This is a genomic window from Streptomyces sp. NPDC102274, assembly GCF_044766385.1.
Classification (GTDB): domain Bacteria; phylum Actinomycetota; class Actinomycetes; order Streptomycetales; family Streptomycetaceae; genus Streptomyces.
This window is the reverse complement of the sequence record NZ_JBIWLW010000001.1, coordinates 72,640-98,727: the sequence shown is the minus strand read 5'-3', so window position 1 is coordinate 98,727 and position 26,088 is coordinate 72,640. Positions and strand designations below refer to the sequence as shown.

Sequence of the window (26,088 nt, the reverse complement as noted above, 5' to 3'; positions counted from 1 at the left end):
CCGTGACCTCAGCCCCGCTCGCCGCCCGACTGACTCAAGTGGCCGGGCCGCTGTTCTTCCCCGTCACCGCGTACGGGCCCGACGGCGCGCTCGACCTCGACGCGTACCGCGCGCATGTCGGCGAAGGCGTCGCCGCGGGAGCCGCCGCTGTCTTCGCCTGCTGCGGCACCGGCGAGTTCCACGCCCTCACCCCGGAGGAGTTCCGCGCCTGCGTGGCCGCGGCCGTCGAGGAGACCGCGGGCCGCGTCCCGGTCGTGGCCGGCGCCGGCTACGGCACGGCGCTCGCCGTCCAGTACGCGAGGATCGCCGAGGAGGCCGGTGCGGACGGGCTGCTCGCGATGCCGCCCTATCTGGTCGTCGCCGACCAGGAGGGCCTGCTGCGCCACTACACCACGCTGGCGGGCGCCACCTCGCTGGAGACGATCGTCTACCAGCGCGACAACGCCGTCTTCACCCCCGAGACCGTCGTGGAACTCGCCCGGGTGGACGGCATCGCCGGCCTCAAGGACGGCTACGGCGACCTCGAACTGATGCAGCGCATCCTCAGCGCCGTACGCACCGAGGAGCCGGACCGCGACTTCCTCTACTTCAACGGCCTGCCCACCGCGGAACTCACCGGCCTGGCCTACCGGGGCATCGGCGTCACGCTCTACTCCTCCGCCGTCTTCTGCTTCGTCCCCGAGATCGCGCTCGCCTTCCACCGGGCCCTGACCAACGGCGACGACACGACCGTGAACCGGCTGCTGGACGGCTTCTACCGCCCCCTGGTCGAACTGCGCGGCAAGGGACGCGGATACGCCGTCTCGCTCGTCAAGGCGGGCGTCCGGCTGGGCGGACGGGACGTCGGGGAGGTACGGCCGCCGCTGAGCGAGCCGCAGCCCGCGCACATCAAGGAACTGGCCGAGATCATCGAGCGGGGCCGGGCCGTGCTGCGGAGCGGAAACGGCGACGGAACTGGCCACGGAAGCGGCAACGGAAGCGGGGACCCGGACGGCGCGGGCACCGGGACCGGTACGGACGGCGGCGCCGCGTGAAGACCTCGGCCTTCCTCTACCCCTGGGACGTGCTGGGCGACCCCGACGCCCCCGCCAGGATCGCGGACCTCGGCGTCCGGCAGGTCACCCTCGCCTCCGCCTACCACTCCACCCGCGCGCTGACCCCGCGCCACCCGCGCCACCGCGTCGTCACCGCCGAACACGCCGCCGTCCTCCACCCGGTGGACGACGCCCGCTGGGCGCGCCACGAGCTGCGTCCGTACACCGCCGGGGCCTGGGCCCCCGGCGACGCGTACGGCGAGGCCGCGGCGGCCCTCGCCGACGCCGGGCTCGATGTGCACAGCTGGGTGGTCCTCGCGCACAACTCCCGCCTCGGCGCCGAGCGTCCCGACACCTCTGTGGTGAACGCCTACGGCGACCGCTACCCCTGGGCGCCCTGCATCGCCCGGCCCGCGGTCGGCGCGTATCTGGTGGAGCTGGCGGCCGAGGCCGCCGTACGCCCCGGGGCGTACGGCACCGAGCTGGAGTCCTGCGGCTGGTACGGGCTCGCGCATCTGCACGCCCACGACAAGATCGCGGGCGTCGGCCTCGGCGACGCGGCGCAGTACCTGATGTCGCTCTGCTTCTGCGCCGTCTGCCGGGAGGGGTACGCGGGCCTCGGGGTCCCGCCCGGCGAACTGGGCGCCGCCGTGCGGCGCGCGCTGGAGCCCGTCTGGGCCACCGGCTCCGCCGCGTCGGGCTGGTCCGCGGTCGAGAAGCTCCTCGGCGTGGATCTCGCCGCCGCCACCGCCGAGTGGCGCGGCTCGGTCGCCCGTACGCTCCAGGAGCGGGCGGTGGCGGCCGTACGGGCGGAAGCCGGGCCCGGCTTCCAGGTGCTGCTGCACGCCGATCCGGCGTCGTACCACGTCGGCGCCAACGCCGGGGTGGACCCGGCGCACATCCTCGGGGTCGCGGACGGGGTCGTCCTGCCCTGTACCGGAGGCGCGGCGGAGACGATGCTGCGCCCGTTCGCCGGGCACGGCACCGAAGCGTCCGTCCTGGCCGCCAACTTCACCGTCGTCACCGGTATGGGCGGCAACCCGGCCGCTCTCGCCGACGACGCCGCGCGGGCGAAGGCGCTCGGGGCGACCGAACTGCGGCTGTACCACGCGGGACTGGCGTCGGACGCGGATCTGAAGGCCGTCACGGAGGCGCTGTCAGATCTCGGCTGAGAGCCTGTCGGGTGGCTTTCGATCGGAGGTCACCCGACAGGCTCTGAGCCGGGCGGACGGGGCCGGGGGAGCCTCTTCCGCGTATGACCGGGGGCGGCCAGTGCCAGTGCGGTGAGCAGCCCGGCCGCCCCGGTCACCGGCAGCAGTACGGCCGGGTCGACCAGCGCGATCAGCCCCGCGCCGAGCGCCAGCGCCAGCGCGTTGGGCACATACATCAGCGTGTTGGCGGTGGCCGCCGTCCGGCCGAGTACCGGGGCCGGGATCTCGCGCTGCACCGCCGTCAGCGCCGCGATCAGCACACAGGGCAGCCCGATGCCGACCCCGGCGGCGCTCGCCAGCACCACCGCGTCGTACGGCAGCGCCCGCACCGCCACGGCCAGGGCGAACAGCGCGATCCCGGCGGCTGCGAACACCCGCTCCGGCAGCCGCCGCAGCAGCGGGCCCGCCGCCGGCCCCGCCAGTACGGACCCGGCGCCCTGCACCGCGTACAACACCCCCACGTACGCGGGGGAGTGGCCGAGGCCACGGTCGACGACCGCGTAGACGGCCGCGCCGTTGAGCCCGGCGAGCAGCATCGTCGCCGACGCGGCCAGTACGAGCGGCCGTACGGTTGGTGAGCCGCGCAGCGCCCGGATGCCCTCGGCCATGCCCCGCACCCGGCCGCCCGCGGGGTCCTGGCCCGGCTTCTCCTCCCGTACGCGCATCGCCGCGAAGAGCCCGGCGGCCACGGCGAAGGTCGCCGCGTCGAGCAGCGCCACGGCGCCGCCGCCGAACCGGGCGCAGAGCCCGGCGCCCGCGAGCGGCGCCAGCAGCTTCATGCCCTCGTTGGCCGTCATCCGCAGCCCGTTGAAGTCACCCAGCAGCCGGGGGTCGATCGCCGTGGCGACCAGGGCCGACTCCGCCGCGTCCTGGAGCACACCGCTCGCGCCATGGACGAACAGCACACAGAACAGGATCCAGACACGGTCCGCCGAGTCGACGGCGAGCAGCAGCGGCAGCAGCGCCGCCATGGCGAGATTGCAGCCGATCAGCAGGGGCCGTCGGCGTACCCGGTCGGCGACCGTCCCCAGCAGGGGGCCCACCAGCGCGGGAGCCCACAACGCGAAGACCGTGAGCGCGGCCAGACTGTCCGAGCCCGTCAGCGACTTGGTCCAGATCCCGGCGGCCAGCCACATCGCGGACGTGCCGAAACCGGACACGACGACACCCGCCAGATACAGCCCCGCGTTACGGTCCCGCAGCACGCTCCCGAGACCTCCCCCGCCCAACCCCATTGCCCCACCGGTCCCTTCCGCCTCGACTACGCGTCCCGTACGCGTCCCGTATGCCTCCGTACGGGCGTCAGAGTGGCCCCTGAGGACCCGGCCTGCGCATCGGGCGATCGCCCTACTCCCGGGCGCGGAAAGGGCCTTAGACGGGCTCCGGACGGCCCCGGGCTCGGATGTCCCGGGGCAGTGGGAGGCACCGGGCAGTGGGAGGCCCCGTGCCGTGGGGCCTGAGCGTTCTCTGTAACGCCCGTGAAGCATGTGCTCAATGGGGCAGTCATCGACGGCTGATGAAGTCCGGGCTGCACCCCCCCGCACGGTATGCACATCCCGGAGGTTCTGTTGAGCCAGCCTCAGCCACCCACACAGGAGCAGTTGGACGCCTACATACGGACCAGACTGGCGCTGGCCGGCGTCGATCTCGATCTGCTGCCCATTCAGCCGGACCCCGCGACCGGCGCGCCCACCCGTGACCAGGCGCTGCGTTCGCTGCGGTCCTTCGTCGCCACGGTTCCCGCGGCCATGGCGGGCTGGGCGCCGCCGGTGAGTGGGACGCCGGCCGCCGCGTACGAGCAGCAGGCCGCGCCGCCACTGCTCTACCCGTCGATCACCGAGGCGTGGACCGGAAAGGCGGACGGACGATGAGCCGCGCGGTCAACCGCCGGATCTTCCTGGCCGGTTCGGCGGCCGTGACCGGCGCCGTCGTGAGCGGCACCGCCCTCGCGCCGCCCGCCGCCGCCGTCTCCCCGGCGAGTGCCAAGAGCGCCGGGAGTGCCGGGAGTTCCAAGCCGTACGTCCCCGACCTCGACGGGGCCGGCATCGAGGTGCGTGACGCGGCGCGCCGCGACCCCACGGAGGCGACCCTCGCCGAGGCCGCGGTCCTGATGAGGAGCCGCAAGCTGACGTCCACCGCCCTCGTCGAGGCGTATCTCGACAGGATCGGGACCTACGACTCCACCTATCAGGCGTACGCCGAGGTGACCGGCGAGGCCGCGCTCGCCGCGGCGCGCGCGGCCGACCGGAGCGGCGGGCGGCGCGGGGTGCTGACCGGCATCCCGCTCTGCGTCAAGGACAACTACTTCACGCGCGGTGTGCCGACGCGCTGCAACTCCCACGTCTTCGCGGACTTCGTCCCCGACCATGACGCCACCGCGGTCGCGCGGCTCACCGCCGCGGGCGGCATCGTCCTGGGCAAGGGCCAGATGGGCCCGCTCGCCACCACCCGCGCGACCACCCCGAACGGGACGGTCACCACCGTCAACGCGTGGACGCCGGACAACCCCGCCACCGATCCGGGCGGTTCCTCCACCGGCCCCGCCTGCGCGGTCGCCGGCCGGATGGCCTCGTCCTCCATCGGTACGCAGACGGGCGGATCCATCGTCCTGCCCTCCAACCGGCAGAACCTCACCGGGCTGAAGCCCACCATGGGCCGGGTCTCCGCGTACGGCGTGATCCCCCTGTCGTACACCCGGGACCATCCGGGACCGCTCGCGCGCGACGCGATGGACGCGGCGCTGATGCTCGCCGTGATGGCGGGGCCCGACGCGCACGATCCGCGCACGCTCGGGCTGCCCGGCCTCCCCGATCTCGTACGGGCCGCGACCCCGGTGGTCTCGCGGGGCGGCGCCGTACGGATGCGCAGGGCCACCCGGATCGGGGTGCCCGCCGACTTCCTCGGCACGGCGCCCGAGGTGCGCGGGGCGTTTCTCGACCGGCTCGACGCCATCTCCGGCGTGACACTGGTCGACATCACCTATCCGGCCGACTGGGCGCTGCTGACCGGCGCGTTCAACGACGCGCGGCTGTCCGAGCGGACGGAGCCGTTCCGGCACTGGCTGCGCGAGGATCCCACCCTGTTCGGCGTCTCCCTGCTCAGCTGGCTCCAGGGGCTGATGCTCTCCGGCGACGAATGGATCACGGCGCAGCGGGCCAAGAACCATCTGCTCCGCGAGGTCCTCGACGGCGTCATGTCCCGCTGTGACGTGCTGCTCCAGACGGGACCCGTGCCGTTCGACATCCTCGGGCTGCCCGAGATCGCCTTCCCCATCGGGTTCACCGCGGGTCTGCCGTCCGGGGTCATCCTCGGCGGCGCGCCGTACGAGGAGGACCGGCTGCTGGAGGTCGCGGCGGCCTATCAGGCGGTGACCGACTGGCACACCCGGCGTCCCGCCGACCCCGCGCCCCCGGCGGCCTCCGGGCCGAGCGCCCGGCGCGCGGCGGGCGCGGGCCGGCCGCGGCTCACGGCCGAGGAGGCGGCCGCCCAGAGCGCGTAGCGGTCCTCCAACGGCCCCGTTCCCCCCGGCCGGCCGCACGCTGTGCGCGGCCGGGGGCACCGGGTCATTTCAGCGCCGCCGCCATCATCTTCTGCGCGATCGGCGCGGCCAGACCGTTCCCACTGACCTCCGAACGCGCCGCTCCCGAGTCCTCCACGACGACGGCCACCGCCACCTCCTTGCCGGTGGACGAGTCCTTCGCGTACGAGGTGAACCACGCGTACGGCGTGTTGACGTTGTCCACGCCGTGCTGCGCCGTGCCCGTCTTGCCGCCCACCTCGGCGCCGTCGACCCGCGCGTTCGTCCCCGTACCGTCCTCGACGACCGTCACCATCGCGCTGCGCAGCTGCTCGGCCGTCGACGAGGAGACGATCCGCCGTGTATCGCCGTCCTGGTACGACTGGAGGGTGTCCCCGCTGGAGTCCACCACCTTCGACACCATGTGCGGCGCCGCGAGCAGCCCGTCATTGGCCAGGGCGGCCGAGACCATGGCCATCTGGAGCGGGGTCGCGGTCACATCGAACTGGCCGATCCCCGTCAGCGCAGTCTGTGCCCGGTCCATGCCGGACGGATACACGCTCTGCGAGGCGCGCACCGGCATATCCTGCGTGGCGTCGTCGAAGCCGAACTTCTCCGCCATCGCGCGGACCTTGTCCTGACCGAGCTCGTCGGCCATCTTCGCGAAGACGGTGTTGCAGGAGTACGCGAGGGCGGTGCGGATGGTGGCGTTCTCGCACGGCGCGGAGGTGTTCTCGTTGCGCAGGACGGTGGTCGTGGTGGGCAGGGTGTAGGGATCGGGGCTGTCGGTCCGTTCGTCGACCGAGCCGTACAGACCGTCCTCCAGCGCCGCCGCGGCGACCACCAGCTTGAACGTCGAGCCCGGCGGCAGCGGCTGCCGCAGCGCGCGGTTGACCATCGGCTTCTCCGCGTCCCCGGTCAGCTGCTTCCAGGCGTCGCCGTCGGTGGTGCCGCTGATCTTCGTGGGATCGTACGAGGGGGTGCTGACCACTCCCAGCACCCGGCCGGTCGCCGGGTCGATCGCGACGGCCGCGCCCTTCTTGCCGCCCAGTGCGCGGTATCCGGCTTCCTGCACGGCGGGGTCGATCGTCGTCAGGACCTCGCCCGGCGCGGTCTGCTTGCCCATGATCGCGTCCAGCGGGTTCTTCAGCCGGCTGTCCGTCCCGTCCAGGACACCGGAGTAGATGCCTTCCAGCTGGGTGGAGCCGTACGCCTGTGAGCTGTAGCCGGTGACGGGCGCGTAGAGCGCGCCGTCCGTGTACGTGCGCTCGTACGCCAGATCGCCGCTCGCCGTCTTTCTGGAGCCCGTGACCGGTGAGCCGGCCACGACGATGTCACCGAGCGGCTGCGCGTACTGCGCCATGATGTTCCGCCGGTTGTGCTTGTCGTCCGCGAGGGCCCTGGCCTCGTACGCCTGCACCCAGGTGGCCCGCACCAGCAGGGCGAGTACCAGCAGCAGACAGATGACCGCCGTGTGTCTGATCGTCTTGTTCATTCCGTATGAGGGACGAGCGGTGGCGCGGACGGTGTTCCCGCCCCGCCCGCTTCTCAGGAATTCCTCATCCGCAATCGCTCATCCTCTGACACGGAGCCGCCGGGCCCCCCGCCCGGTCAGAGCCGACGGGTGGCGAGCGTGAGCCGGTCGCGCGCGTCGAACAGCGTGTCCTTGATCATCTGCTCGTGCCCGGGGGTGAGCCGGGCCACCGGTACCGAGCAGCTGATCGCGTCGCGCGCCGGCGTCCGGTAGGGGATCGCGATACCGAAGCAGCGCAGCCCGAGCGTGTTCTCCTCGCGGTCCACCGCGTAGCCCTGCTCGCGTACGGTGTGCAGCTCCTCGATGAGCTTCTCGCGGTCGGTGATGGTGTGCTCGGTCAGGGCGGGCAGGGTCTCCGGCAGCATCTTGCGCACCTGCTCGTCGCTGTGGGTCGCCAGCAGCGCCTTGCCGAGCGAGGTGGAGTGGGCGGGCAGCCGACGGCCGACGCGGGTGAACGGCCGCAGATAGTGCTGGGACTGGCGGGTGGCGAGATAGACGACGTTCGTGCCGTCCAGCCGCGCGAGGTGGATGGTCTCGCTGGTGTCGTCGGAGAGCCGGTCCAGCGTGGGGCGGGCGGCGGCGACGACCTCGTCACCGTCGATGTACGAGGTGCCGACCAGCAGGGCCCGTACGCCGATGCCGTACCGTGTGCCCGTCGCGTCCGTCTCCACCCAGCCCAGCTCCACGAGTGTGCGCAGCAGCATGTAGAGGCTGGACTTGGGGTAGCCGACCGCTTCCTGGACGGTGGCGAGCGAGTGCATGCCGGGGCGTCCCGCGAAGTACTCCAGCAGTTCCACCGTCCGCACGGCGGACTTCACCTGTGCCCCACCGGTCTCCGCAGCAGACATCGTCACTCGCCCCTTCTCGCCCACTTTGACTTGCTCTCCCGACCACTCTTGACCACACGGAACGCGCGGAAATAGAGTCCTTAAGGATTCACCATCAGGAATTCTGTTCAGAATACCGAACAAGTCCTGGAAGGTGGCAGCGGTCCGTGAGCCGGTCGCCCACTCGGTCGATACATCGGTAAGTCGGTACGTCGGTACGTCGGGAAGGAAAGTCGCGGTGGCAGCAGCACCAGTCTGGAGCGTCGACCCCCGAACAGGGAAGCAGCGCGAGCAGGTCGCGCACGAGGCGACGGCGGAGGAGGTCGACCGCGCGGTACGCGGCGCGCACGCCGCTCGGGCCGCGCTCGCCGACCGTACCGCGCGCGCCGCTCTGCTCCGTACGGCGGCCGATCTGCTCGACGAAGCGGGAGCGCACGTCATCGAGGCGGCGGACGCGGAGACCGCGCTCGGCCCCGTCCGGCTCACCGGTGAGCTCGCCCGTACCACCGCCCAGTTGCGGGCCTTCGCGGAGGTGGTCGACGAGGGAGCCTTCCTCGACGTACGTATCGACCACGCCGACGCCGACCGCACCCCGCCCTGGCCCGATCTGCGCCGCTGGAAGGTGCCGCTCGGCGTCGTCGCCGTCTACTCCGCGAGCAACTTCCCGCTCGCCTTCTCCGTGCCCGGCGGCGACACCGCGAGCGCGCTCGCGGCCGGCTGCCCCGTCGTCGTCAAGGCGCACCCGGACCACCCCGCCACCTCCGAACTGTGCGCCTCCGTGCTGCGCAGGGCCGCCGCGGAAGTGGGGCTGCCCGAGGACGTGGTGAGCCTGGTGCACGGCTTCGAGGCGGGCGTCGAGCTGGTACGGCATCCGCTGGTGTCGGCGGCGGGCTTCACCGGTTCCATCCGCGGCGGACGCGCGCTCTTCGACGACGCCGCCGCCCGGCCCACGCCCATCCCCTTCCACGGCGAACTGGGCTCCCTCAACCCCGTCGTGATCACCGAGGCCGCCGCGGCCGAGCGCGCCGAGCAGATCGGTGCGGGGCTGGCCGGCTCGATGACGCTGGGGGAGGGACAGTTCTGCACCAAGCCCGGATTCGTCCTGGCCCCGGCCGGTGAGCCGGGCGACCGGCTGGTGAAGTCCCTGACGACGGCCGTCAGCGAGACCGAGCCCGGGGTGCTGCTCGACCACCGGATGCGGGACGCCTTCGTCGCGGGCGTACGGGAACGGGCCGCGCTGCCCGGCGTGGACACGCCGATCACGCCCGGCGCCGGCGGCGAACACACGGTCAGCGCGGGCTTCCTGACCGTGGACGCGGAGCTGCTGGCGGCCGGGGGAGCGCACGATCTGCTGCTGGAGGAGTGCTTCGGCCCGGTGACCGTCGTCGCGCGGTACCACTCCCGGGACGAGATCACCTCCGTACTCTCCCGGCTCCCCGGCAACCTCACCGCCACCCTCCAGCTCGCCGAGGAGGAGGCCGACGGGACCGCGCCGGGCGCCGCCGGGCTGCTCGCGGAATTGACGCCGCTGGCCGGACGCGTCCTGGTCAACGGCTGGCCGACCGGTGTCGCCGTCGCGCCCGCACAGCACCACGGCGGCCCCTACCCGGCGACCACCTCCACCTCCACCTCGGTCGGCGCCACGGCGATCGAGCGCTGGCTGCGCCCGGTCTCGTACCAGTCCACCCCGGCCGCGCTGCTCCCGCCGGAGCTGCGCGACGACAACCCCCTCGACCTGCCGCGCCGGGTGGACGGCCGTCCGGAGAACTGACAACCGAGAGCAGAGGGCAGTGAGCCGAGCACAGTGAGCCGAGCGCATGAATGACCAGACGGTCGACCTGCCCGAACTGCCGTTCCCGCTGCGGCCGTACGGCCCCGAGGGCGCGTGGCGCTACGCGGACGGAGCGCTCACCGGCCGGGCGGGCGCGCGCCAGGACCGCTTCGTACCACCGGCGGGCGCGTCCCTGGAACCGGCCTCCGACGCGCCCCGCCTGCTCGGCACCCCGGACGGCGACTTCCAGCTGATCGCCCGCGTCACGGTCGGCTTCGCCGCCGCCTTCGACGCGGGGGTGCTCACTCTGGAGGCCGACGCACAGCACTGGGCCAAGCTCTGTCTGGAGCTGTCGCCGGAGCGCCCGACGATCTGTACGGTCGTCACGCGCGGCCACTCCGACGACGCCAACTCCTTTGTGGTGGACGGCGACAGCCACTGGCTGCGGATCAGCCGCACCGGCCGGGCCTTCGCCTTCCACGCCTCCCCGGACGGCGAGCGGTGGACCTTCGTCCGGGTGTTCACGCTGGGCACGCCCGCGCAGGCCGCGTCGGCGCGCGTCGGCTTCCTGGCGCAGTCGCCCACGGGCGAGGGGTGCGCGGTGACCTACGACAGGATCGCCTTCCGGCCGAAGGGACTCGCGGACGCGCGGGACGGCAGCTGAGATTCCGCCGCTCCGGGGGCGGCGCACCACCGCGCGCAACCGGCCGCCGCTCCCGGCGCGTCCCCGTCTCCATGAGCTTCCCCATGAGCCCTCCGGCGATCAGGACCGCGGTGCCCGACGACCTCGACGCCGTGGCGGCTCCGCACGCCGAAGTCCGTGCCACGTACTACCGCGGCCATGTGCCGGAGGCCGACTACGACGGCCCGGCCGAGCGCGCCCGTGTCCGCGCGGGGTGGACGCGGGCCCTCGCCGAGAAGGACCCGGAGGCGGCGGTGCTCTGCGCCGTGGACGACACCGGGCTCGCGGGCATCGCCGCGTACCGTCCGGTCGGGGGAGGCATGACGCTCACCCAGTTCCATGTCGCCCCGGACAGATGGCGCCGCGGCATCGGCAGCGCGCTGCACAGCGCGTGCGTCGGGGTCTGGCAGCGCGCCGGTGTCGGTACGGCACGGCTTGAGGTGTACGAGCACAACGCGCGCGCCCAGTCCTTCTACGCCCGCCACGGCTGGTACCCCGACCCGCACCAGCCGCGCCATGACACCCACTTCGTGCTGCGGTTCGCGGTCCCGGAGTCCTAGGGCCTGTCTTCACAGTCCCGCCTGCCCGGCGCTACTTTGAAGACAGGCCCTAGCGGATGTCATCGGCCGGCAGCCCCGCGAACTGGGCGGCGAGGTGGGCGGGCGGGCCGTTGGTGACCAGGGTGGCGTGCCGGCCGGTGTGGCGGGCGAGCGCGAGGACGTCGGACCAGTGGGTGTAGCGGACGATGAGCGCGAGCGGTCCCGGAGGGAGGGCGGCGAGCAGCGCCGGATCCGGTAGCGGACCGGGTCCGGGGCCCCGCGCGGTCCTGGCGACGACGGGTTCGTACAGATACGGAGCGAGGTCCGGGCGGTGCCGGCCGGTGAGTACGGGGTGGAGCCGGGGGTCGTGGGCGATGCCGCGCGCGAAGCGCGCGAAGTCCGCGCAGGCGCCGCTTCCCGGGAGCGAGGACAGGGCGGCGGACGGCTTGCCCGGAGTGCCCACCGGCAGTTGGGCGGCCAGGTCGGCGAGCCGCCGCAGGAACGTGTCGTGGTGCGAGTCGTGTACGGCGACGAGCGGCGCGGCCGTACAGCCCTGCCCCGCGCGGGAGAAGCAGGCGAGGCCGGCCCGTGTGACGGCCATGCGCGGCCGGGCGTCGTGCCGTACCACCAACAGGCCCGGCCGGCGCGCTCCGGGGCCGGGCGCCGGACAGCAGGGCGGGATCACCGTCTCCGCGTGTTCGTCGAGGACCGCGGCGGTGAGGGAGCCGGACGGGGCGATCACCAGCCGCCAGATCCCGGCGGGAAGACCGGCCGACACCGCGGCCGCGCACAACCGCGCGGCGAGCACGGCGGCGCGCGGGGAGACATGGCTGAGGACGGCGCTGCCGTCGAGGAGCGCGGGCACGGCGGCTTCGACCAGCGAGGCGAGCGGCCTGCCGTCGTCGGTGTGCGTGGCGACGGTCGTGGCCGGTCGCGGCCGGGGCAGTTCGCGGACGCGGGGGAGTGCGCGGGCGCGGGGAAGGAGGGGACGGCGGCCGGGGCGCAGGGCCCGCACCGCGGCGCGCAGTTCGTCCGCGGTGTCCGTGCCGCACAGCCCGGAGCCATGGGCCAGCAGCTCACCGAGGTACCTGCGGTGCCGGGCGATCCAGCGGTCCAGCCGGGCCAGGGCGGCCCGCCGGTCTCGCTCCGTGCGCCGGGCCCATACGCGCTGCGCGTCGGCCGCGGTGGCGATCGCCGTGAACACATCGGCGGGGGTGGAGTGCGGCACGGTCGCGGCCGGCCGGCCCGTCAGCAGGCTCCGTACCTCGCTGACGGGCCCGCCGCCCCTGGTCGCGACGGCGTGCAGCGCGGCGGCGGGCAGCGGACCGCCGAGCAGCGCGGTGGCGGTGACCCGGGACGGGGGAAGAGGGTTCACCGGCGGCCTCCCGTCCGGGTGGTGGGGTGGACGGTGCGTTCGGTGATTGGTTCGGGTCCGGGTTCAGGTTCGGGTGCGCGTCCGGCTGCGGGCTCGGCTGTGGGTTTCACGGGGCCGCGGTGACGCGTGGCCGGGCCCGGGGGCCGGCGTCGGATCCCCTTCGGCAGCCACCAGTTGACCGGCCCCGCCAGCGCCATCACGGCCGGAACGAGCAGCGGACGGATCAGCAGAGCGTCAAGAAGGAGCGACAGCGCGACGGTCACCCCGATGAGCTTGATCACCGTGATGTCCGCGGCGGCCAGGGCGAGCAGTACGGCGATGACGACACCGGCCGAGGCGGTGAACAGCGGCGCCGCCGCCTGGAGTCCGGCCGCCGTGGCCCGGACCGTGTCGCGCGTACGGGCATGGGCCTCGCCGATACGGGAGAGCAGGAGGACCTCGTAGTCCATGGAGAGCCCGAAGGCCAGACAGACCGCGACCATGGGGGTCAGCGGATCGGTGGTGCCGGTGACCGTGAAACCACCGGTCAGGAAGCGCAGATGCCCTTCCTGGAAGATCCAGACCATGCCTCCGGCGGTCGCCGTGAGGCTGAGCAGATTCATCAGCAGCGCCTTGAGGGGCAGGAAGAGGCTACGCGTGAACAGCGCGAGCAGGGCGAGCGTGCAGAGGGTGACCAGCACGGCCGCGGCGGGCAGCCGTCGGGCGAGGGCGGCCTTGATGTCCGCCAGCTCCGCCGCGGGACCGGCGAGGCGGGGCCCGACGGGGGCGCCGACAGTCCGTACGGCATGGGCCAGCCGCGTGCTCCCGGGGCCGTAGGCCGCCGCGGGGCCGCTCACGGCCACCCAGGTCCCGGCCGCCGCGCGGTGGCGGTCGGCGAGATCGGCGCAGGTGGCGCGGGTCATGAGGGGATCGCCGGGGAGGGCGGGGCGGGCGGGGCAGCTCAGCAGCGTGCGTCCCGACGCGTAGAGACCGGTGACGGTGCGCACCCCGGTCGCCCCGGGCAGCGCGGACAGCCGGCGGGCGTAGTCGTCCAGCTCGGCCAGGCGCCCCGGCGAGTCGGCCTGCCAGTGCGGCAGCACCACATCGAGGGAGGACGCGGCGACCGACGGCAGCTCCGCCCGCAGTTCGCGCGCCGCCGTGGCCACGGGCGCGGTGGCGGGAAGTACGCGTTCGTCGCTGAGCCCGAAGACCGCGTGCCGGAACGGCAGCGCGAGCGCGGCCAGGATCAGGACGACGCCGACGGTGACCACCAGTGGACGCCGCATGGCCGCGGTCGCCAGCCGGTACCAGCGCCCGTCCTCCGGTTCTCCGCGCAGCCGCCGCCGCGCGAACCAGTCGGTGCCCGCCCGGCGCTCGCCCAGACAGGCCAGGCCGGCGGGGACCAGCAGGAGCGACGCCGCGGCGGCCAGCGCCACGACCGCGAGGCCCGCCCAGGCGAGGGAGCGCAGAAAGTACAGGGGGAAGAGCAGCAGACCGGTCAAGGCAGCCCCGACGACGGCCGCGGAGACGACGACGGTGCGTCCACCCGTGATCATCATCCGGCGCAGCGCGTCGTCGTGCGGGGCTCCGCCGGCGCGTTCCTCCCGGTAACGGGCCACCAGGAACAGGCTGTAGTCGACCGCCATCGCCAGACCCACGGCGGTGGTGAGGTTCAGCGCGAACACCGACACATCCGTCAGCTCCGTCAGCGCGCGCAGTACCGCCAGTGCCCCGGCGACCGCCATCGCGCCGACGGCCAGCGGCAGCAGGGCCGCCCACAGACTTCCGAAGGCCCAGAGCAGCAGAAGCAACACGGCGGGGGCGGCGAGGAGTTCGGCCGTGCGCAGATCCCGTTCGCTCTGCGACTCCAGATCCCGGAGCGCCGCCGCCTGCCCGGTCACGCCGACCTTCAGCGGCCCCCGGTCCCCGGTGACCTCGGGCAGCAGCCGGTCCACCGCGGCCCGTACCTCACTGGCGCCGCCCCGCAGCCGTACGAGCGCCACGGCGGTGTGCCCGTCCGGTGTGCGCAGCGCCTGTGTCAGTGCGGACGCGTCCGTCGCGGTGTCCGTCGCGGTGCCGGGCACGGTGTCCTTCACGGTGCCCGGCACGGCGTCCGTCGCCGTGTCCCGCACAGCGTCCGTCACCGAGGGCGGCGCGGGACGGCCCCGGCGTACGGCGCCGGTCCAGTAGGAGTCCACCCCGCTGACCCGGCTGTCGGCGAGCAGCCGGGCGACCAGCCGCTCCCCGGCGCGCCGGGCGTCGGGTGCGTCGACGCCGCCCTCCGCGCGCGCCAGCAGCACGAAGCCGGAGGCGCCGCCGCCGAAGTCCTCCATCGCCCTGTGAGCTTGGGCGGAGGGCGCGGATCCCGGGACGAAGCCCCCGCTGACCAGCCGGGCCGCGACGTCGTAACCGGCCAGTGCGCACAGCAGGGTCACCATCGCGGCCAGCGACAGCACGGTACGGCGCCGGCGCACGGCGCCGCGCCCGGTCGCGGCCAGCATCCGGTTCACGCCCCGGGGCGCCTTCGCGCTCCCGGGCCCGGCACCGATGTCGCGCGCGTCCATGCGCCGCTCCTTTCCGTTCGGTGAATACGACGACCGGTGTACGACGACTGGAGTACGACGATCGGCGTATGACGAGGGGGCAATACCGACGAGGGCAATGCCACGGAGGGAACGACGCGGTGCCCGTCTCCGGCACGGCCGGTGCCGGTCCGCCATCACACGAGTGAATCCATAGGGCAATACGTAAAGCGGGTAGGTCACTCGATGGAGTGGAAGGCCATCTCGCCACGCATAAGGAGCGGTTAAAGCCGGTCCGCCGGGATAAGTTCGGTCTCCTCGTGAGCCGGTTCCGGGTGAACTCCCGGCGATGAGTGGGTCTCCGAGCGAGTGGACGCTCCCCGCGAAGAATGTGAAGAGACGGCATGCCCGACCCCGAATTGCCCGCCCCCGAACCCGAATCCGCACGGCCGGACCCCGCTCCGGGCCCCGGCGTGGTTCCTGCCCCGGCCCCCGCCCCGGGTCCCGCCCCGGACTCCGGCCCGGCCCCCGGTCCCGGCCACGCGTCCGACGCGCCCGGCTCTTCCCCCGGTGTCGACTCGGCCACCCCCGCCCTGGCCGGCTCCACGATCGCCGTCAGCGGGGCCACCGGCTTCCTCGCCTCGTATCTGCTGCTGCATCTGCTGCCGCAGGGCACCCGGGTGGTGGCGCTGGTACGCAAGCCCCCGCACCGGGCCATGGCCTCTCTCGCGCTGGCCCTGCGCTCGGCCGGGGCGCCGGCCGAGACCGTACAGCGGGTGACGCGTCAGGTACGCGCCGTCCAGATCACCCTCGACCGCCCCCGACTCGGCCTGTCCGAGGGCGAGTTCCAGGCGCTCGCGGACGGTGTGGACGCCGTTCTGCACTGTGCCGCGCTGACCAAACTGCACGGAGACGCCTGGGAGTTGCATCGGACCAATGTGGAGGGCACCCGGCAGATCCTCGCGCTGGCCGCGGCCGGCCGTCGCGCCCCGCATATGTTCCATGTCAGCACGGCGTTCGTGGCCGGAGCGCGGCTCGACGGCGTCGTACCGGAGCGGCAGTTGGAGGCCGACGGCTTTCTGACGCCGTACGAGGAGTCCAAGCACCGCGCCGAGCGGCTGGTCCATGACTGGGCGCGTACCCAGGGCCGGAGCGCCACGGTCTTCCGGCCCAGTGTGCTGCTCAGCGACCGGGCCGCGCTGCCACGCGCCCCGCAGCACACCTATGCCGTCCTGGCCGCCAAGTTGGCCCTCTTCCTGAGGCACGGCCCCCGGGCCGTGATCGACGCCTCCTCCGCCCCGCTCGACGCCACGGGAAGACTGACGATCCGGCTGCTGGGGGCTCCGGACGCCAGCATCAACCTCCTGCAGGTCGATGACGCGGCGTGCGCGATGCTGCGCTTCGCCGAGCAGGTGACCACCACGAACACGTCGGACGTACCGCCCGGGGCGCGCGTCCACCACATCGTGCACCCGGCCGAGACCCCGGTGACGCGCGTGAACGAGGCGCTCCAGCGGTCGATCCCCTGGCTGCGCCTCGCGCTGGTCCCCGACCGGCCCCACCCCAGCGGTCTGGAGCGTGCCGTGGATCTGTACGGCGCCGAGGCCACGGCCTATCTCGGGCTGCGGCGGCGCTATGAACGCACCAGCCTGTGCGAGCTGGAACGCCGTCGGCTGATCCGCCCCCCGGCCCGGGTCGACCACCCCTACCTGGACGCCGCACTCACCCCACCCACCATGGCTCGCTGACGCGGCCACCCACCCGAGGAGAGACCATCAGAGATTCGATGGAAGACCGGATCATCGCCATCGTCACCGAGCACTTCGGCATCGACCCGGCCGAGATCACCCCGTCCACCACCTTCGAGGACCTGGACATGGACTCTCTCGCCCTGGCCGAGACAGTCGTCGTCCTGGAGGACCGGCTCGGTCTCGAACTCCCGGAGATCGAGGACGCCTTCTCGCCGACGGTGACGCTGACGCAGGCCGCCGAAGCCTTCACGCGGCTGCGTGCGACAGCGGTCGCGACCTCATGACCCGGCGCTCGGTGTCGGTCACCGGCCTCGGCCTGACCACCCCCGCGGGCGTGGGGACGAAGGCGACCTGGGAGGGCCTGTGCGAGGGCACCTCCAGCGCCGCGCCGGACGACCGGCTGGCCGGTCTGCCCGTCGACTTCTCCTGCCGGATCCCGGACTTCGACGCGTCGGCGGCCATCGGCCGGCGGATCGTCTGGCGCACCGACCGGTTCGTGCATCTCGCGCTGCTCACCGCGCGCGAAGCACTCGCGGACTCCGGACTCGACCCCGCCGACTGGGACGGCGACCGGGTCGGCGTCGTTATCGGTGTGGGCTCCAGCGGCCAGGACACCGCGCCGCTCTCGTACGAACAGCTGGCGCGCGGCGCCCACCGGGCGCTCTCGCCGACGATCGTGCCGCGCTCCATGCCCAACATGGCGCCCGCCGAGATCGCCATCGACTGCCGGGCCACCGGGCCCAACTTCGCGGTCAGTACGGCCTGTGCCTCCGGCGCCACCGCCATCGGCCTCGCCCACGATCTGATCATCTCCGGGACCTGTGACATCGTCCTTGCCGGAGGCAGCGAATCCGCCGGATCCTCGCGGCTGGCCGCCGGCGCGTTCTGGCGGATGGGCGCCCTGTCCACACGCCGGGACGACCCCGCCGGGGCCTCCCGGCCCTTCGACGCGGACCGGGACGGCTTCGTCCTCGGCGAGGGCGCGGGCGTCCTCGTTCTGGAGGAGACCGGCCACGCCAGGGCCCGCCGGGCGACCGTCCACGCGCGGCTGGCCGGTCACGGCTCCAGCTGCGACGCCCACCACTGGACCAGCCCGCACCCGCGGGGACGCGGCACCGTACAGGCGCTGGGCACCGCCCTGACCGGCGCCGGGCTCACCCCCGCCGACATCGGCCACGTCAACGCCCACGCCACCTCCACGCCCGCCAACGACATCAGCGAGGCCGAGGCCCTGCGTACCGTCTTCGGTACGCCGCCGCCCGTCACCGCCACCAAGAGCGTCATCGGGCACGCGATCGCGGGCGCCGGGGCGATCGAGGCCGTGGTGAGCGTGCTGACCCTCACCACCCAGACCATCCACCCGACCGCCAATCTGGACCGGCCCGACCCCGCCGTCGGCCTCGACATCGTCAGCGGAGCGCCCCGCCGGCACCGGATGAGCGCCGTGGCCAGCACCTCCATCGGCTTCGGCGGGCAGAACACCGCCCTCGTCTTCACCACCGCATGACGGGCACCCCCTCGCCGGCCCCGAGGCCGGTCCCGCTGGCCTGTCCGGCCCTGCACGAGCGCGGTTTCATCGCCGCCGCGCGGCGGCTCACCGCACCGGACGGGCCCGCCCTGCGTCCGGTCACGCTCGGCGGCGGTCTGCGCGCGTGGGCCGCCACCGACCCCGCCGTCGCGCGCGGTGTCCTCACCGACCCCCGGCTGACCAATGACATCCGCGAGGTGGGCGGGCCGGTGCAGGGCTTCCCCGACCGCCGCTACCCCGAGGACTTCTTCGCCCACGCGCCGCAGCTGCTCTCCGCGTCGGGGGAACGCCACCGCGGGCTGCGCCGTATCGTCGCCCCGTACTTCACCGCCGCCGCGACGGAGCGTACGGGCGCGCGGCTGCGGGACGCGCTGGCCCGGATCATCGGTTCGCTGGCCGGGCGGGACCGGATCGACATCGTCACCGATCTCGCCCTGCCCCTGGCCGGGGCGACGGCCGGGGAGATCCTCGGCATCGTCCCCGAGCGGTGCGACGCGGCGGTGACGGCCGCCCTCGCCGCCAGCGGCGCGGTCCCTGGCTCCGAAGAGGCCCGGTCGGCGCACCGCGTCTTCGCCCAGACCGTCCTGCACATCATCGGCGCCGCGCGTCGCTCCCCGGTCCCCACCGCCGCCACGGCGCTGCTGCACGCACGGCAGAGCGGGCGGATCGGCAACGCCGAACTGGCCGGGATGCTCGGCATGCTGCTGATCGGTACGGTCGACTCGCTCTCCACCGTCGTCCCGGCGGGCGCTCTCATGGCCTTGCGGCACCCCGAGGTACGGCATGGTCTCGGCGCCGGTCATGGCGGCGGCCCCGCGTACACGACGGCGGTCACCGAGGAGATCCTGCGGCTGAACCCGCCCTTCCAGCACACGGGGTGGCGGTTCACCCGGGACGACTGCGCCCTCGCGGGCGTCCCGCTGCCGCGCGGCGCCGTGGTCGTCACGTCCGTACTCGCCGCCAATCTCGACCCCGCCACCTGGCCGGATCCGCTACGTGCTGACCCGCTACGTGTTGATCCACTGCGTGCCGACGCGCTATGTGCCGATCCGCTATGTGCCGATGCGCCGAGCGCCGATGCGCACCGTCGTACCGCCGCCGGCCATCTCTCCTTCGGGCACGGCCCCCACTACTGCCTCGGCGCGGCGCTCGGACGTCGGCTCGTCCACGAAGCGCTGACCGGGCTCTTCCGCCGCTTCCCGCAGCTGAGCCTCGCCGTACCCCTGGACGAACTCACCTGGCACGGCACGTGTCTGCGCCGGCTCGACCGGCTCCCCGCGGACATCTGCGCATAAGCCGCAGCGGCAGGGCGCTCGGCGGGGCCGGTTGAAAGGCGAATTCAACTTAGCTTAGGCTTACCTAAGTGTCTGCGAGCGTGGGGCGCGTCCGTGCTGCCCACGACAACCTGAAGGACATTCATGCCAGCCTGGTTCAACCGCGCGCGTCGTCGGACGCTCGCCGTCTCGGCCACCGTCGCCGCGTTCGCACTCGTTCTCGGCGGTTGCTCGTCGAGCGACCCGGAGCCCGCCGGGGCGTCGGCCGGGAGCGACGGATCCGGGGCCTTTCCGGTCACGATCAAGAGCGCCCTCGGCGACGCGGAGATATCCGAACAGCCCGAACGCGTCGTCACGTTGGGGCAGGGGTCCGCGGAGACGGCCATCGCGCTCGGCCACACACCCGTGGGTATCGAGAGCTATGAGTGGGGCAGCGACAGGACCGGCTATCTGCCATGGATCCACGAGGCCGTGACCAAGGCGGGCGACACGCTGCCGACCCAGTTCGCGGGCGGTGAGGACATCGACTTCGAGGCCATCACCGAGCTCGAACCCGATGTGATCCTGGCCCCGTGGTCGGGTATCACCCAGGAGCAGTTCGACATCCTCTCGGACATCGCGCCGACCGTCGCCTACCCCGATCTGGCGTGGAGCACGAACTGGGACGAGCAGATCGATATCATCGCCAAGGCGCTGGGGCAGCCCGCCGAGGCGAAGACCCTCACCTCGGAGATCGAGAAGCGGCTCGCCGACGCCGCCGCGACCCGTCCGCGGTACAAGGGCGTCTCCTTCTCGTACATCTACACCTCGGGCCCCGGCACCCTCGGCGTGTTCCAGAGCGAGGAGCAGCGGGTCGAGATGGTGTCGTCCCTCGGGCTCACCGTCGATCCCGTCGTGAACACCTTCAAGGAGACCGAGGGCACCGACTCCGCGCTGATCGGCCTGGAGAACGCGGAGAAGCTCGCCGACAGCGACGTGATCTTCACGTTCTACACCGACGCCAAGACCCGCAAGGAGGTCGAGGCGCAGAAGCTGTACGCGGCGATCCCGGCCGTCGAGCGCGACGCCGTGGTCGCCGGTGACGACAACTCCTTCGTCACGGCGTCGTCGATCATCAACCCGCTCACCGTCCCCTGGGTCATCGACCGCTATCTGCCGCTGATCGACAAGGCCGTCGCCAAGCTCGACACGTGAGCCGGGTCCGACACGTGAGCCGGGCTCGACACGTGAGCCGGGCCCGACACGTGAGCCGGGCTCGACACGTGAGCCGAGCCGGGCAGGAGAGAGGTGTCAGGAGCGGGACGACCAGCACCTCCCGGCGGGTGTACGCCCTGCTCATCGGGGTGGCCGTGCTGGCGTGCGCCGTGCTCGCGAGCGTCATGTTCGGCAGCAGGACCACCTCGTTCGGCGATGTCCTCGACGTACTCTCCGGCACCGCCGACCCGTATGTGACCACCGTCGTCGAGAGCCGCTACCCGCGGACCGCGCTCGGGCTTCTCGCCGGACTCTGTCTCGCGGTCGCCGGCACCGTGATGCAGGGGGTGACCCGAAATCCGCTGGCGGACCCGGGGCTCCTCGGGATCAACGCGGGCGCCGCGGCGAGCGTCGTCGCCGCGACGGCGTTCCTGGGGGCCTCGGGCACCACCGACACCATGTGGTGGGCGCTGCCCGGCGCCCTGCTCGCCGGACTTCTCGTCCATGCCATCGGATCGGCGGGGGCGAGTACGAGCCTGGTGCGGCTGGTGCTCGTGGGGGCGGTGCTCTCCGCGGTGCTGATGGCGTTCATCCAGGCCGTCACACTGAGCCGGCCGAAGGTCTTCGACAGCTACCGGTACTGGGTGGTCGGCGCCCTCGGTGGCCGGGACTTCGACGTCCTGCTGTCGGTGCTGCCGTTCGCCGCGTTCGGGCTCGTGATCGCCCTGCTGCTGGGCCCCGGCCTCAACACGCTGGCGCTCGGCGACGAGTCCGCCGCGTCCCTCGGGGCGAACCCGGCGCTGGTGCGCGGGGCCGGACTGCTCGCGGCGACGCTGCTGAGCGCGGCGGCGACCGCGGCCGTCGGCCCCATCGCCTTTGTAGGACTGGCCGTTCCGCATCTGGTGCGGGCGCTGGTCGGGGTCGACTTCCGGCTCCGGATCGCGTTCTCGGCCGTCGCCGGTCCCGCGCTGCTGCTCCTGGCGGATGTGGTGGGCCGGGTCGTCCTGCGTCCGCAGGAACTGATGGTCGGTGTCGTGACCGCGTTCATCGGAGCGCCCGCGCTGCTCTACGCCGTACGCCGGATGAAGGGGACCTCATGACGACGGCCCGGACCGCGAGCCGGACGGGAAGCCGGACCGGGGGAGCGGCCTCGCCCCCCGGCTGTCTGACGGTCGGTCGCGCCGTGGCGCTGCCCGTCCGCCGTATCTCGGTGATCACCGCGGCCGTCCTGCTGATCCTGATCGTCGCGGGCGCGGTCGCCACACTCTCGCTGGGGCGGCTCGGTATCCCGCTCGCCGATCTCGCGGGCGCCGTCACCGGCGGTGCGGAGGGGAAGGACGCGTTCGTACTGGAGCGGCTGCGCGGCCCGCGACTCGTGGTCGCGGTGGGTACCGGCGCCGCGCTCGGCCTGTCGGGCGCGCTCTTCCAGTCGGTCACCCGCAACCCCCTGGGCAGCCCCGATGTGATCGGGCTCAACGCCGGGGCGGGGGCCGGCGCCGCGATCGTGGCGCTCTTCCTGCCGGGGGCGCTGCCGGTGCCGATGGGCGCGCTCGCCGGCGCCGTGCTCGCCATGGTGCTGGTGTACGTATCGACCGGGAGCGGATTCCGGAACCCCGGGCGGCTCGTCGTGGCCGGTATCGGGGTCGCCGCGATCGCCACGGCGGTCATCCAGTACGTGGTCTACGCGGTGGAACGGGACAAGGCGTCCGTCCTCACCGCCTATGTCAACGGCAGTCTGGCGGCCCGGTCCTGGGACGACGCCGGCACGATCTGGCTCGTGCTGCTCGTCGTGGCGCCGCTCACCGCGCTGATCGCGCGCCGGCTCGACATCGGCGAGATGGGCGACGAACTCGCCGGCGGGCTCGGCTCCGAGCCGGCGACGACGAAGAGCATCGCCGTCACCCTGTCGATCGTGCTCTCGGCGGGAGCGGTCAGTGTCGCGGGCCCCATCGCGTTCATCGCGCTGACCGCGCCGCAGACCGCCAAGCGGCTCACCCGTGGCTCCGGCCCTCATCTGACGCTGTCCGCGCTGGTCGGCGCGTTGCTGCTGGTACTCGCGGATCTCGCCGCGCAGCAGGCGCCCCTCTTCGAGGATCTGCCCGTCGGCATTTACACGATGGCCATCGGGGGCGTGTACCTCGGATGTCTGCTGACCCGCGAATGGAGAAGGGGAATACTGTGACCTCCGCGCCGGCCTCCGCCCCGCGATATCGTGCCGGACCCCCGGATCCCGTACGCGCCTGGTCGTCCGGCGTGCCAGGACGCGGGACGGAAAACCGGACCGGCTTTCGCACGCGTGCTCCCCGTAGGTGACAGAAGAGCGATTCCCCGACTGCTTTCGGGTGACGGACCGCCTTTGGGCCTCCGCGCTCGGGCCAGGTCGTGGAGCCTCATGGCGTCACGACAAAGGAGTCACTCGCATGCGTCTTCGTACCACTCTGGCCGCCGCCGTCGGCGCCCTCGCCCTGCTCGTCTCCGTACCCGGCTCCGCTTCGGCGGCCGAAGGTGAATTCACCTATGTCTACACGGACATCGCGGGAAAGCCACGGGTCGGGGGACTGGTGGACCCGGAGAGCTCGGTCTGCATCACCATCCCCGAAGCGGCCGGCGAATACGTACCGCCCGCGCATACGCCGCGCAACCACACGACGGCCACCGCGTTCGTCTTCACCGGTCCGGACTGCGACGGCGACGCGTACACCCTCCGCCCCGGCGGCTCGGCGAGCGAGCGTCTCAAGCTGCGTTCCGTCATTTTCTTCGAGCGTTCCTGAAGGTCACCGCCCCGCCCCGTCCTACTCACCGGACGGGACGGGGCATTTCTCTGCCCGGGAATTCTCTGTCACAGGGGGGAGTGGCCCCTGTTTCAACCGTCCGGGCAAGCGGGCAATCATGCGTCGTCGTTTCGTGGGCCACTGCATCGCGTGGGCCATTACGCCGATCAGGAGACCCAGCATGGAATACGAAATGCGCGCGGAGTACGCGGAGGGCGCCTCACCCCGTGACCCGGAGTCCCGACTTGAGGTGTGGCACATGACGCGACGGAACCAGGCAACCGCGTTGTGTGGGCGCGATCTGGATCCTGACGCCGCCACACAGACGGCGGACGCGTGGGGCACGCCCGCCGGGCAGCCCCTCTGTCACGCCTGCGGTGCCTCGTACATCCACCAGGTGCCGCTCGACGTCTCGTGAGGGGCCGGGTGCCGCGGGCCGGTGGGTCGAGGAGCCGGGTGCCGCGGGCCGGGGCGTCGAGGCGGGGGCCGAGGGGCGGGCCGGTGGGGCCGAGGGGCGGATTGGGAATCCTCCGGGGCGCGCATGCGTTGCACGCAGGGCGGAGGCTGCCTCCGGACACCCATGGCACACGACACCCACGACCCTGGAGAGAAGCCGAAACATGCGCGTCGAGATCTGGAGCGACATCGCCTGCCCCTGGTGCTACATCGGCAAGGCCCGGTTCGAGAAGGGGCTCGCGGCCTTCTCTCACCGGGACGATGTCGAGGTGGTGCACCGGTCGTTCGAGCTGGATCCGGGGCGTGTCAAGGGGGACACCGGGCTGGTCGTCGACATGCTGGCGGCCAGGTTCGGGCGCAGCCGTACGGAGGCGCTCGCCATGGAGGAGGGCGTCGCCGCCAACGCGCGCTCCGAGGGACTCGGCTACCGGATCGAGGGGCGTGATCACGGCAGTACGTTCGACATCCACCGGCTGCTGCATCTCGCCAAGGCCAGGGGCCGCCAGGACGAGCTGCTGAACCTCGCCTACCGGGCGAACTTCGCCGAGGAGCGCTCCGTCTACGACCAGGAGACCCTGGTGGTCCTCGCCGTCGAGGCCGGTCTGGACGAGGCGGAGGCCCGTGAGGTGCTCGCCGACGCGGACGCGTACGCCGACGAGGTACGGGCCGATGAGCGCGAGGCCGCCGAACTGGGCGCGAACGGCGTGCCGTTCTTCGTGCTCGACCGGCGCTACGGCGTCTCCGGCGGGCAGCCGGCCGAGGTGTTCACACAGGCGCTGGAGCAGGCGTGGGAGGGCCGTGTGATCACACCCGTCGGCGGGGCGTCGCCGGACGCGGCGGTCTGTGACACCGACGGCTCCTGCGCGATTCCGCAGGCCGGGGACCATTCATAAGGATTGCTTGGGTGTGCCCTTCACCGATACGCGATTGACTACGAGGTGGGCGGGTTCCAGGGTGGGTTCATGGACACCCTGGGAGGCGCCGAGTTCGCGCCGGATATGACATATCTGAATACGTCCAGCTGCGGTCTGCTGCCCCGCAGGTCGGTCGAGGCCGTACAGACGCTGGCCCAGGAGAACGCGACCGGCCGGGGCGGTGAGGGCGCGGGCAGTTTCGAGACCGTGGGAGTCGCGCGCGACTCCTTCGCCCGGCTGGTCGGGGTCCCCGCCGAGCGCGTCGCGGTGGGCGGCTCGGTCGCCGTGCATGTCGGACTGATCGCGTCCTCCCTGCGGCCGGGTGACGAAGTCCTGTTCCCCGAAGGGGAGTTCAGCTCGGTCATCACCCCCTTCGCGGTCCGCGGCGACCTCGTGCTCCGGTACGCGCCGCTGGAGAAGCTGGCCGCGGAGATACGGCCGGGCACCGCGCTGGTGGCCTTCTCGGCCGTCCAGTCCGCGGACGGCAGGGTCGCCGATCTGCCCGCGCTCCGGGCCGCCGCGGCGGCGCACGGCGCCCGTACGCTGCTGGACGCGAGCCAGTCGGCCGGCTGGCTGCCACTGGACGCCGGGGCGTACGACTACACCGTGACCGGCGGGTTCAAGTTCCTGCTCTGCCCGCGCGGTACGTCCTTCCTCACCGTGACCGAGGAGGCGCAGGGATCACTGACGCCCCGGCACGCGGGCTGGGTGGCCGCCGAGGACGTCGGGGGCAGTACGTACGGTCCCGTCGAGCGGTTGGCCACCACCGCGCGCCGCTTCGACGAGCCGCCGGCCTTCCTCTCGTACCACGGTGCCGAGCGGTCCCTCGCGCTGCTGGAGGAGATCGGCGTCGAGGCGATCCACGCCCATGACACCGCGCTCGCCGCCCGCTTCCGGGCGGGACTGACCGGGCTCGGCCACGAACCGGTTCCCGGCGAATCGGCGATCGTGTCCGTCCCGGGACTGACGCATCGTCACCCGGATCTGCGGCGGGCGAGGGTGGCGGTGTCGATCCGCGCCGGGTACGTACGGGCGGCGTTCCACCTGTACAACACCACGGCCGACGTGGACCGGGCGCTGGACGTGCTCGCGGGCTGAGCGGTCGGCTCGTGGGGACGGCGGGCCGTAGGAGGCCGTCGAACGGGCGCGGGTGCCGGATCCCCGCGCCCCGGGCGAGACGGCGTCACTGATCGCGCGGGCCGTCTTGGC

23 protein-coding genes are annotated in these 26,088 nt (G+C 73.0%); 18 read left to right on the top strand and 5 right to left on the bottom strand.

Annotated features, from left to right (window positions below; translation table 11 throughout):
* Positions 1 to 2: 2 nt before the first annotated feature.
* Together ACIRQP_RS00480 and ACIRQP_RS00475 are read left to right on the top strand one after the other, a co-directional pair.
* Positions 3 to 1,034: a 5-dehydro-4-deoxyglucarate dehydratase gene (locus ACIRQP_RS00480; protein WP_403881138.1), complete on the top strand. Its 1,032-nt coding sequence runs from the start codon at positions 3 to 5 to the stop codon at positions 1,032 to 1,034.
* On the top strand, positions 1,031 to 2,206 hold the full coding sequence (locus ACIRQP_RS00475; RefSeq protein WP_403881135.1) for a hypothetical protein: 1,176 nt from the start codon (positions 1,031 to 1,033) through the stop codon (positions 2,204 to 2,206). The genes ACIRQP_RS00480 and ACIRQP_RS00475 overlap by 4 nt, the downstream gene beginning before the upstream one ends.
* A 29-nt stretch (positions 2,207 to 2,235) precedes the next feature.
* Here the strand turns inward: ACIRQP_RS00475 and ACIRQP_RS00470 are convergent, their stop codons facing one another.
* Complete coding sequence (locus ACIRQP_RS00470) at positions 2,236 to 3,480, bottom strand: MFS transporter (RefSeq protein ID WP_403881132.1); 1,245 nt, start codon at positions 3,478 to 3,480, stop codon at positions 2,236 to 2,238.
* A gap of 333 nt (positions 3,481 to 3,813) precedes the next feature.
* On the opposite strand from ACIRQP_RS00470, the gene ACIRQP_RS00465 reads away from it, so the two are divergent.
* Both ACIRQP_RS00465 and ACIRQP_RS00460 read left to right on the top strand, forming a co-directional pair.
* Complete coding sequence (locus ACIRQP_RS00465) at positions 3,814 to 4,116, top strand: hypothetical protein (RefSeq protein WP_403881129.1); 303 nt, start codon at positions 3,814 to 3,816, stop codon at positions 4,114 to 4,116.
* The gene (locus ACIRQP_RS00460; RefSeq protein ID WP_403881127.1) at positions 4,113 to 5,744 is read left to right on the top strand and encodes an amidase; all 1,632 of its coding nucleotides are present in this window, start codon (positions 4,113 to 4,115) and stop codon (positions 5,742 to 5,744) included. The genes ACIRQP_RS00465 and ACIRQP_RS00460 overlap by 4 nt, the downstream gene beginning before the upstream one ends.
* Before the next feature lie 64 nt (positions 5,745 to 5,808).
* Here ACIRQP_RS00460 and ACIRQP_RS00455 read toward each other — a convergent pair whose 3' ends face one another.
* Positions 5,809 to 7,257, bottom strand: a complete 1,449-nt coding sequence (locus ACIRQP_RS00455; RefSeq protein ID WP_403881124.1) for a penicillin-binding transpeptidase domain-containing protein — start codon at positions 7,255 to 7,257, stop codon at positions 5,809 to 5,811.
* Between the two features lie 116 nt (positions 7,258 to 7,373).
* Complete coding sequence (locus ACIRQP_RS00450) at positions 7,374 to 8,144, bottom strand: IclR family transcriptional regulator (RefSeq protein ID WP_403881121.1); 771 nt, start codon at positions 8,142 to 8,144, stop codon at positions 7,374 to 7,376.
* A gap of 217 nt (positions 8,145 to 8,361) precedes the next feature.
* Here ACIRQP_RS00450 and ACIRQP_RS00445 point away from each other — a divergent pair, with 217 nt between their 5' ends.
* The 3 genes from ACIRQP_RS00445 (at position 8,362) to ACIRQP_RS00435 (ending at position 11,136) form a co-directional block, all read left to right on the top strand.
* A complete protein-coding gene (locus tag ACIRQP_RS00445) occupies positions 8,362 to 9,894 on the top strand; it encodes an aldehyde dehydrogenase (NADP(+)) (RefSeq protein ID WP_403881118.1) in 1,533 nt (510 codons plus the stop codon).
* A gap of 46 nt (positions 9,895 to 9,940) precedes the next feature.
* Positions 9,941 to 10,558, top strand: coding sequence for a DUF1349 domain-containing protein (locus ACIRQP_RS00440; protein ID WP_403881115.1), 618 nt, complete (start codon positions 9,941 to 9,943; stop codon positions 10,556 to 10,558).
* 83 nt (positions 10,559 to 10,641) lie between these two features.
* A complete protein-coding gene (locus ACIRQP_RS00435; RefSeq protein ID WP_403881112.1) occupies positions 10,642 to 11,136 on the top strand; it encodes a GNAT family N-acetyltransferase in 495 nt (164 codons plus the stop codon).
* Between the two features lie 49 nt (positions 11,137 to 11,185).
* On the opposite strand, the gene ACIRQP_RS00430 is transcribed toward ACIRQP_RS00435, so the two are convergent.
* Positions 11,186 to 12,490, bottom strand: coding sequence for an aldehyde dehydrogenase family protein (locus ACIRQP_RS00430; RefSeq protein ID WP_403881109.1), 1,305 nt, complete (start codon positions 12,488 to 12,490; stop codon positions 11,186 to 11,188).
* Positions 12,487 to 15,033, bottom strand: coding sequence for an MMPL family transporter (locus tag ACIRQP_RS00425; protein WP_403881106.1), 2,547 nt, complete (start codon positions 15,031 to 15,033; stop codon positions 12,487 to 12,489). Before ACIRQP_RS00425 ends, ACIRQP_RS00430 begins: the two co-directional genes overlap by 4 nt.
* A gap of 362 nt (positions 15,034 to 15,395) precedes the next feature.
* On the opposite strand from ACIRQP_RS00425, the gene ACIRQP_RS00420 reads away from it, so the two are divergent.
* The 11 genes from ACIRQP_RS00420 (at position 15,396) to ACIRQP_RS00370 (ending at position 25,977) form a co-directional block, all read left to right on the top strand.
* Positions 15,396 to 16,739 (top strand): SDR family oxidoreductase, encoded by a 1,344-nt coding sequence (locus tag ACIRQP_RS00420; RefSeq protein ID WP_403881103.1) that lies wholly within the window; start codon positions 15,396 to 15,398, stop codon positions 16,737 to 16,739.
* Between the two features lie 38 nt (positions 16,740 to 16,777).
* Entirely contained in the window at positions 16,778 to 17,026 is a 249-nt protein-coding gene (locus ACIRQP_RS00415; protein WP_403881100.1) for a phosphopantetheine-binding protein, read from the top strand.
* Entirely contained in the window at positions 17,023 to 18,249 is a 1,227-nt protein-coding gene (locus ACIRQP_RS00410) for a beta-ketoacyl-[acyl-carrier-protein] synthase family protein (RefSeq protein WP_403881097.1), read from the top strand. Before ACIRQP_RS00415 ends, ACIRQP_RS00410 begins: the two co-directional genes overlap by 4 nt.
* Positions 18,246 to 19,565 (top strand): cytochrome P450, encoded by a 1,320-nt coding sequence (locus ACIRQP_RS00405; protein WP_403881094.1) that lies wholly within the window; start codon positions 18,246 to 18,248, stop codon positions 19,563 to 19,565. The genes ACIRQP_RS00410 and ACIRQP_RS00405 overlap by 4 nt, the downstream gene beginning before the upstream one ends.
* Positions 19,566 to 19,688: 123 nt before the next feature.
* Entirely contained in the window at positions 19,689 to 20,738 is a 1,050-nt protein-coding gene (locus tag ACIRQP_RS00400; RefSeq protein WP_403881092.1) for an iron-siderophore ABC transporter substrate-binding protein, read from the top strand.
* Between the two features lie 185 nt (positions 20,739 to 20,923).
* Complete coding sequence (locus tag ACIRQP_RS00395; RefSeq protein WP_403882070.1) at positions 20,924 to 21,838, top strand: FecCD family ABC transporter permease; 915 nt, start codon at positions 20,924 to 20,926, stop codon at positions 21,836 to 21,838.
* Positions 21,835 to 22,920, top strand: coding sequence for a FecCD family ABC transporter permease (locus ACIRQP_RS00390; RefSeq protein WP_403881089.1), 1,086 nt, complete (start codon positions 21,835 to 21,837; stop codon positions 22,918 to 22,920). The genes ACIRQP_RS00395 and ACIRQP_RS00390 overlap by 4 nt, the downstream gene beginning before the upstream one ends.
* A 238-nt stretch (positions 22,921 to 23,158) precedes the next feature.
* Positions 23,159 to 23,509 (top strand): hypothetical protein, encoded by a 351-nt coding sequence (locus ACIRQP_RS00385; RefSeq protein WP_403881087.1) that lies wholly within the window; start codon positions 23,159 to 23,161, stop codon positions 23,507 to 23,509.
* 181 nt (positions 23,510 to 23,690) lie between these two features.
* Entirely contained in the window at positions 23,691 to 23,927 is a 237-nt protein-coding gene (locus ACIRQP_RS00380; protein WP_403881084.1) for a hypothetical protein, read from the top strand.
* Between the two features lie 202 nt (positions 23,928 to 24,129).
* On the top strand, positions 24,130 to 24,858 hold the full coding sequence (locus ACIRQP_RS00375; protein WP_403881081.1) for a DsbA family oxidoreductase: 729 nt from the start codon (positions 24,130 to 24,132) through the stop codon (positions 24,856 to 24,858).
* A gap of 69 nt (positions 24,859 to 24,927) precedes the next feature.
* Positions 24,928 to 25,977, top strand: a complete 1,050-nt coding sequence (locus ACIRQP_RS00370) for an aminotransferase class V-fold PLP-dependent enzyme (protein ID WP_403881077.1) — start codon at positions 24,928 to 24,930, stop codon at positions 25,975 to 25,977.
* The last annotated feature ends 111 nt before the right edge of the window (positions 25,978 to 26,088 follow it).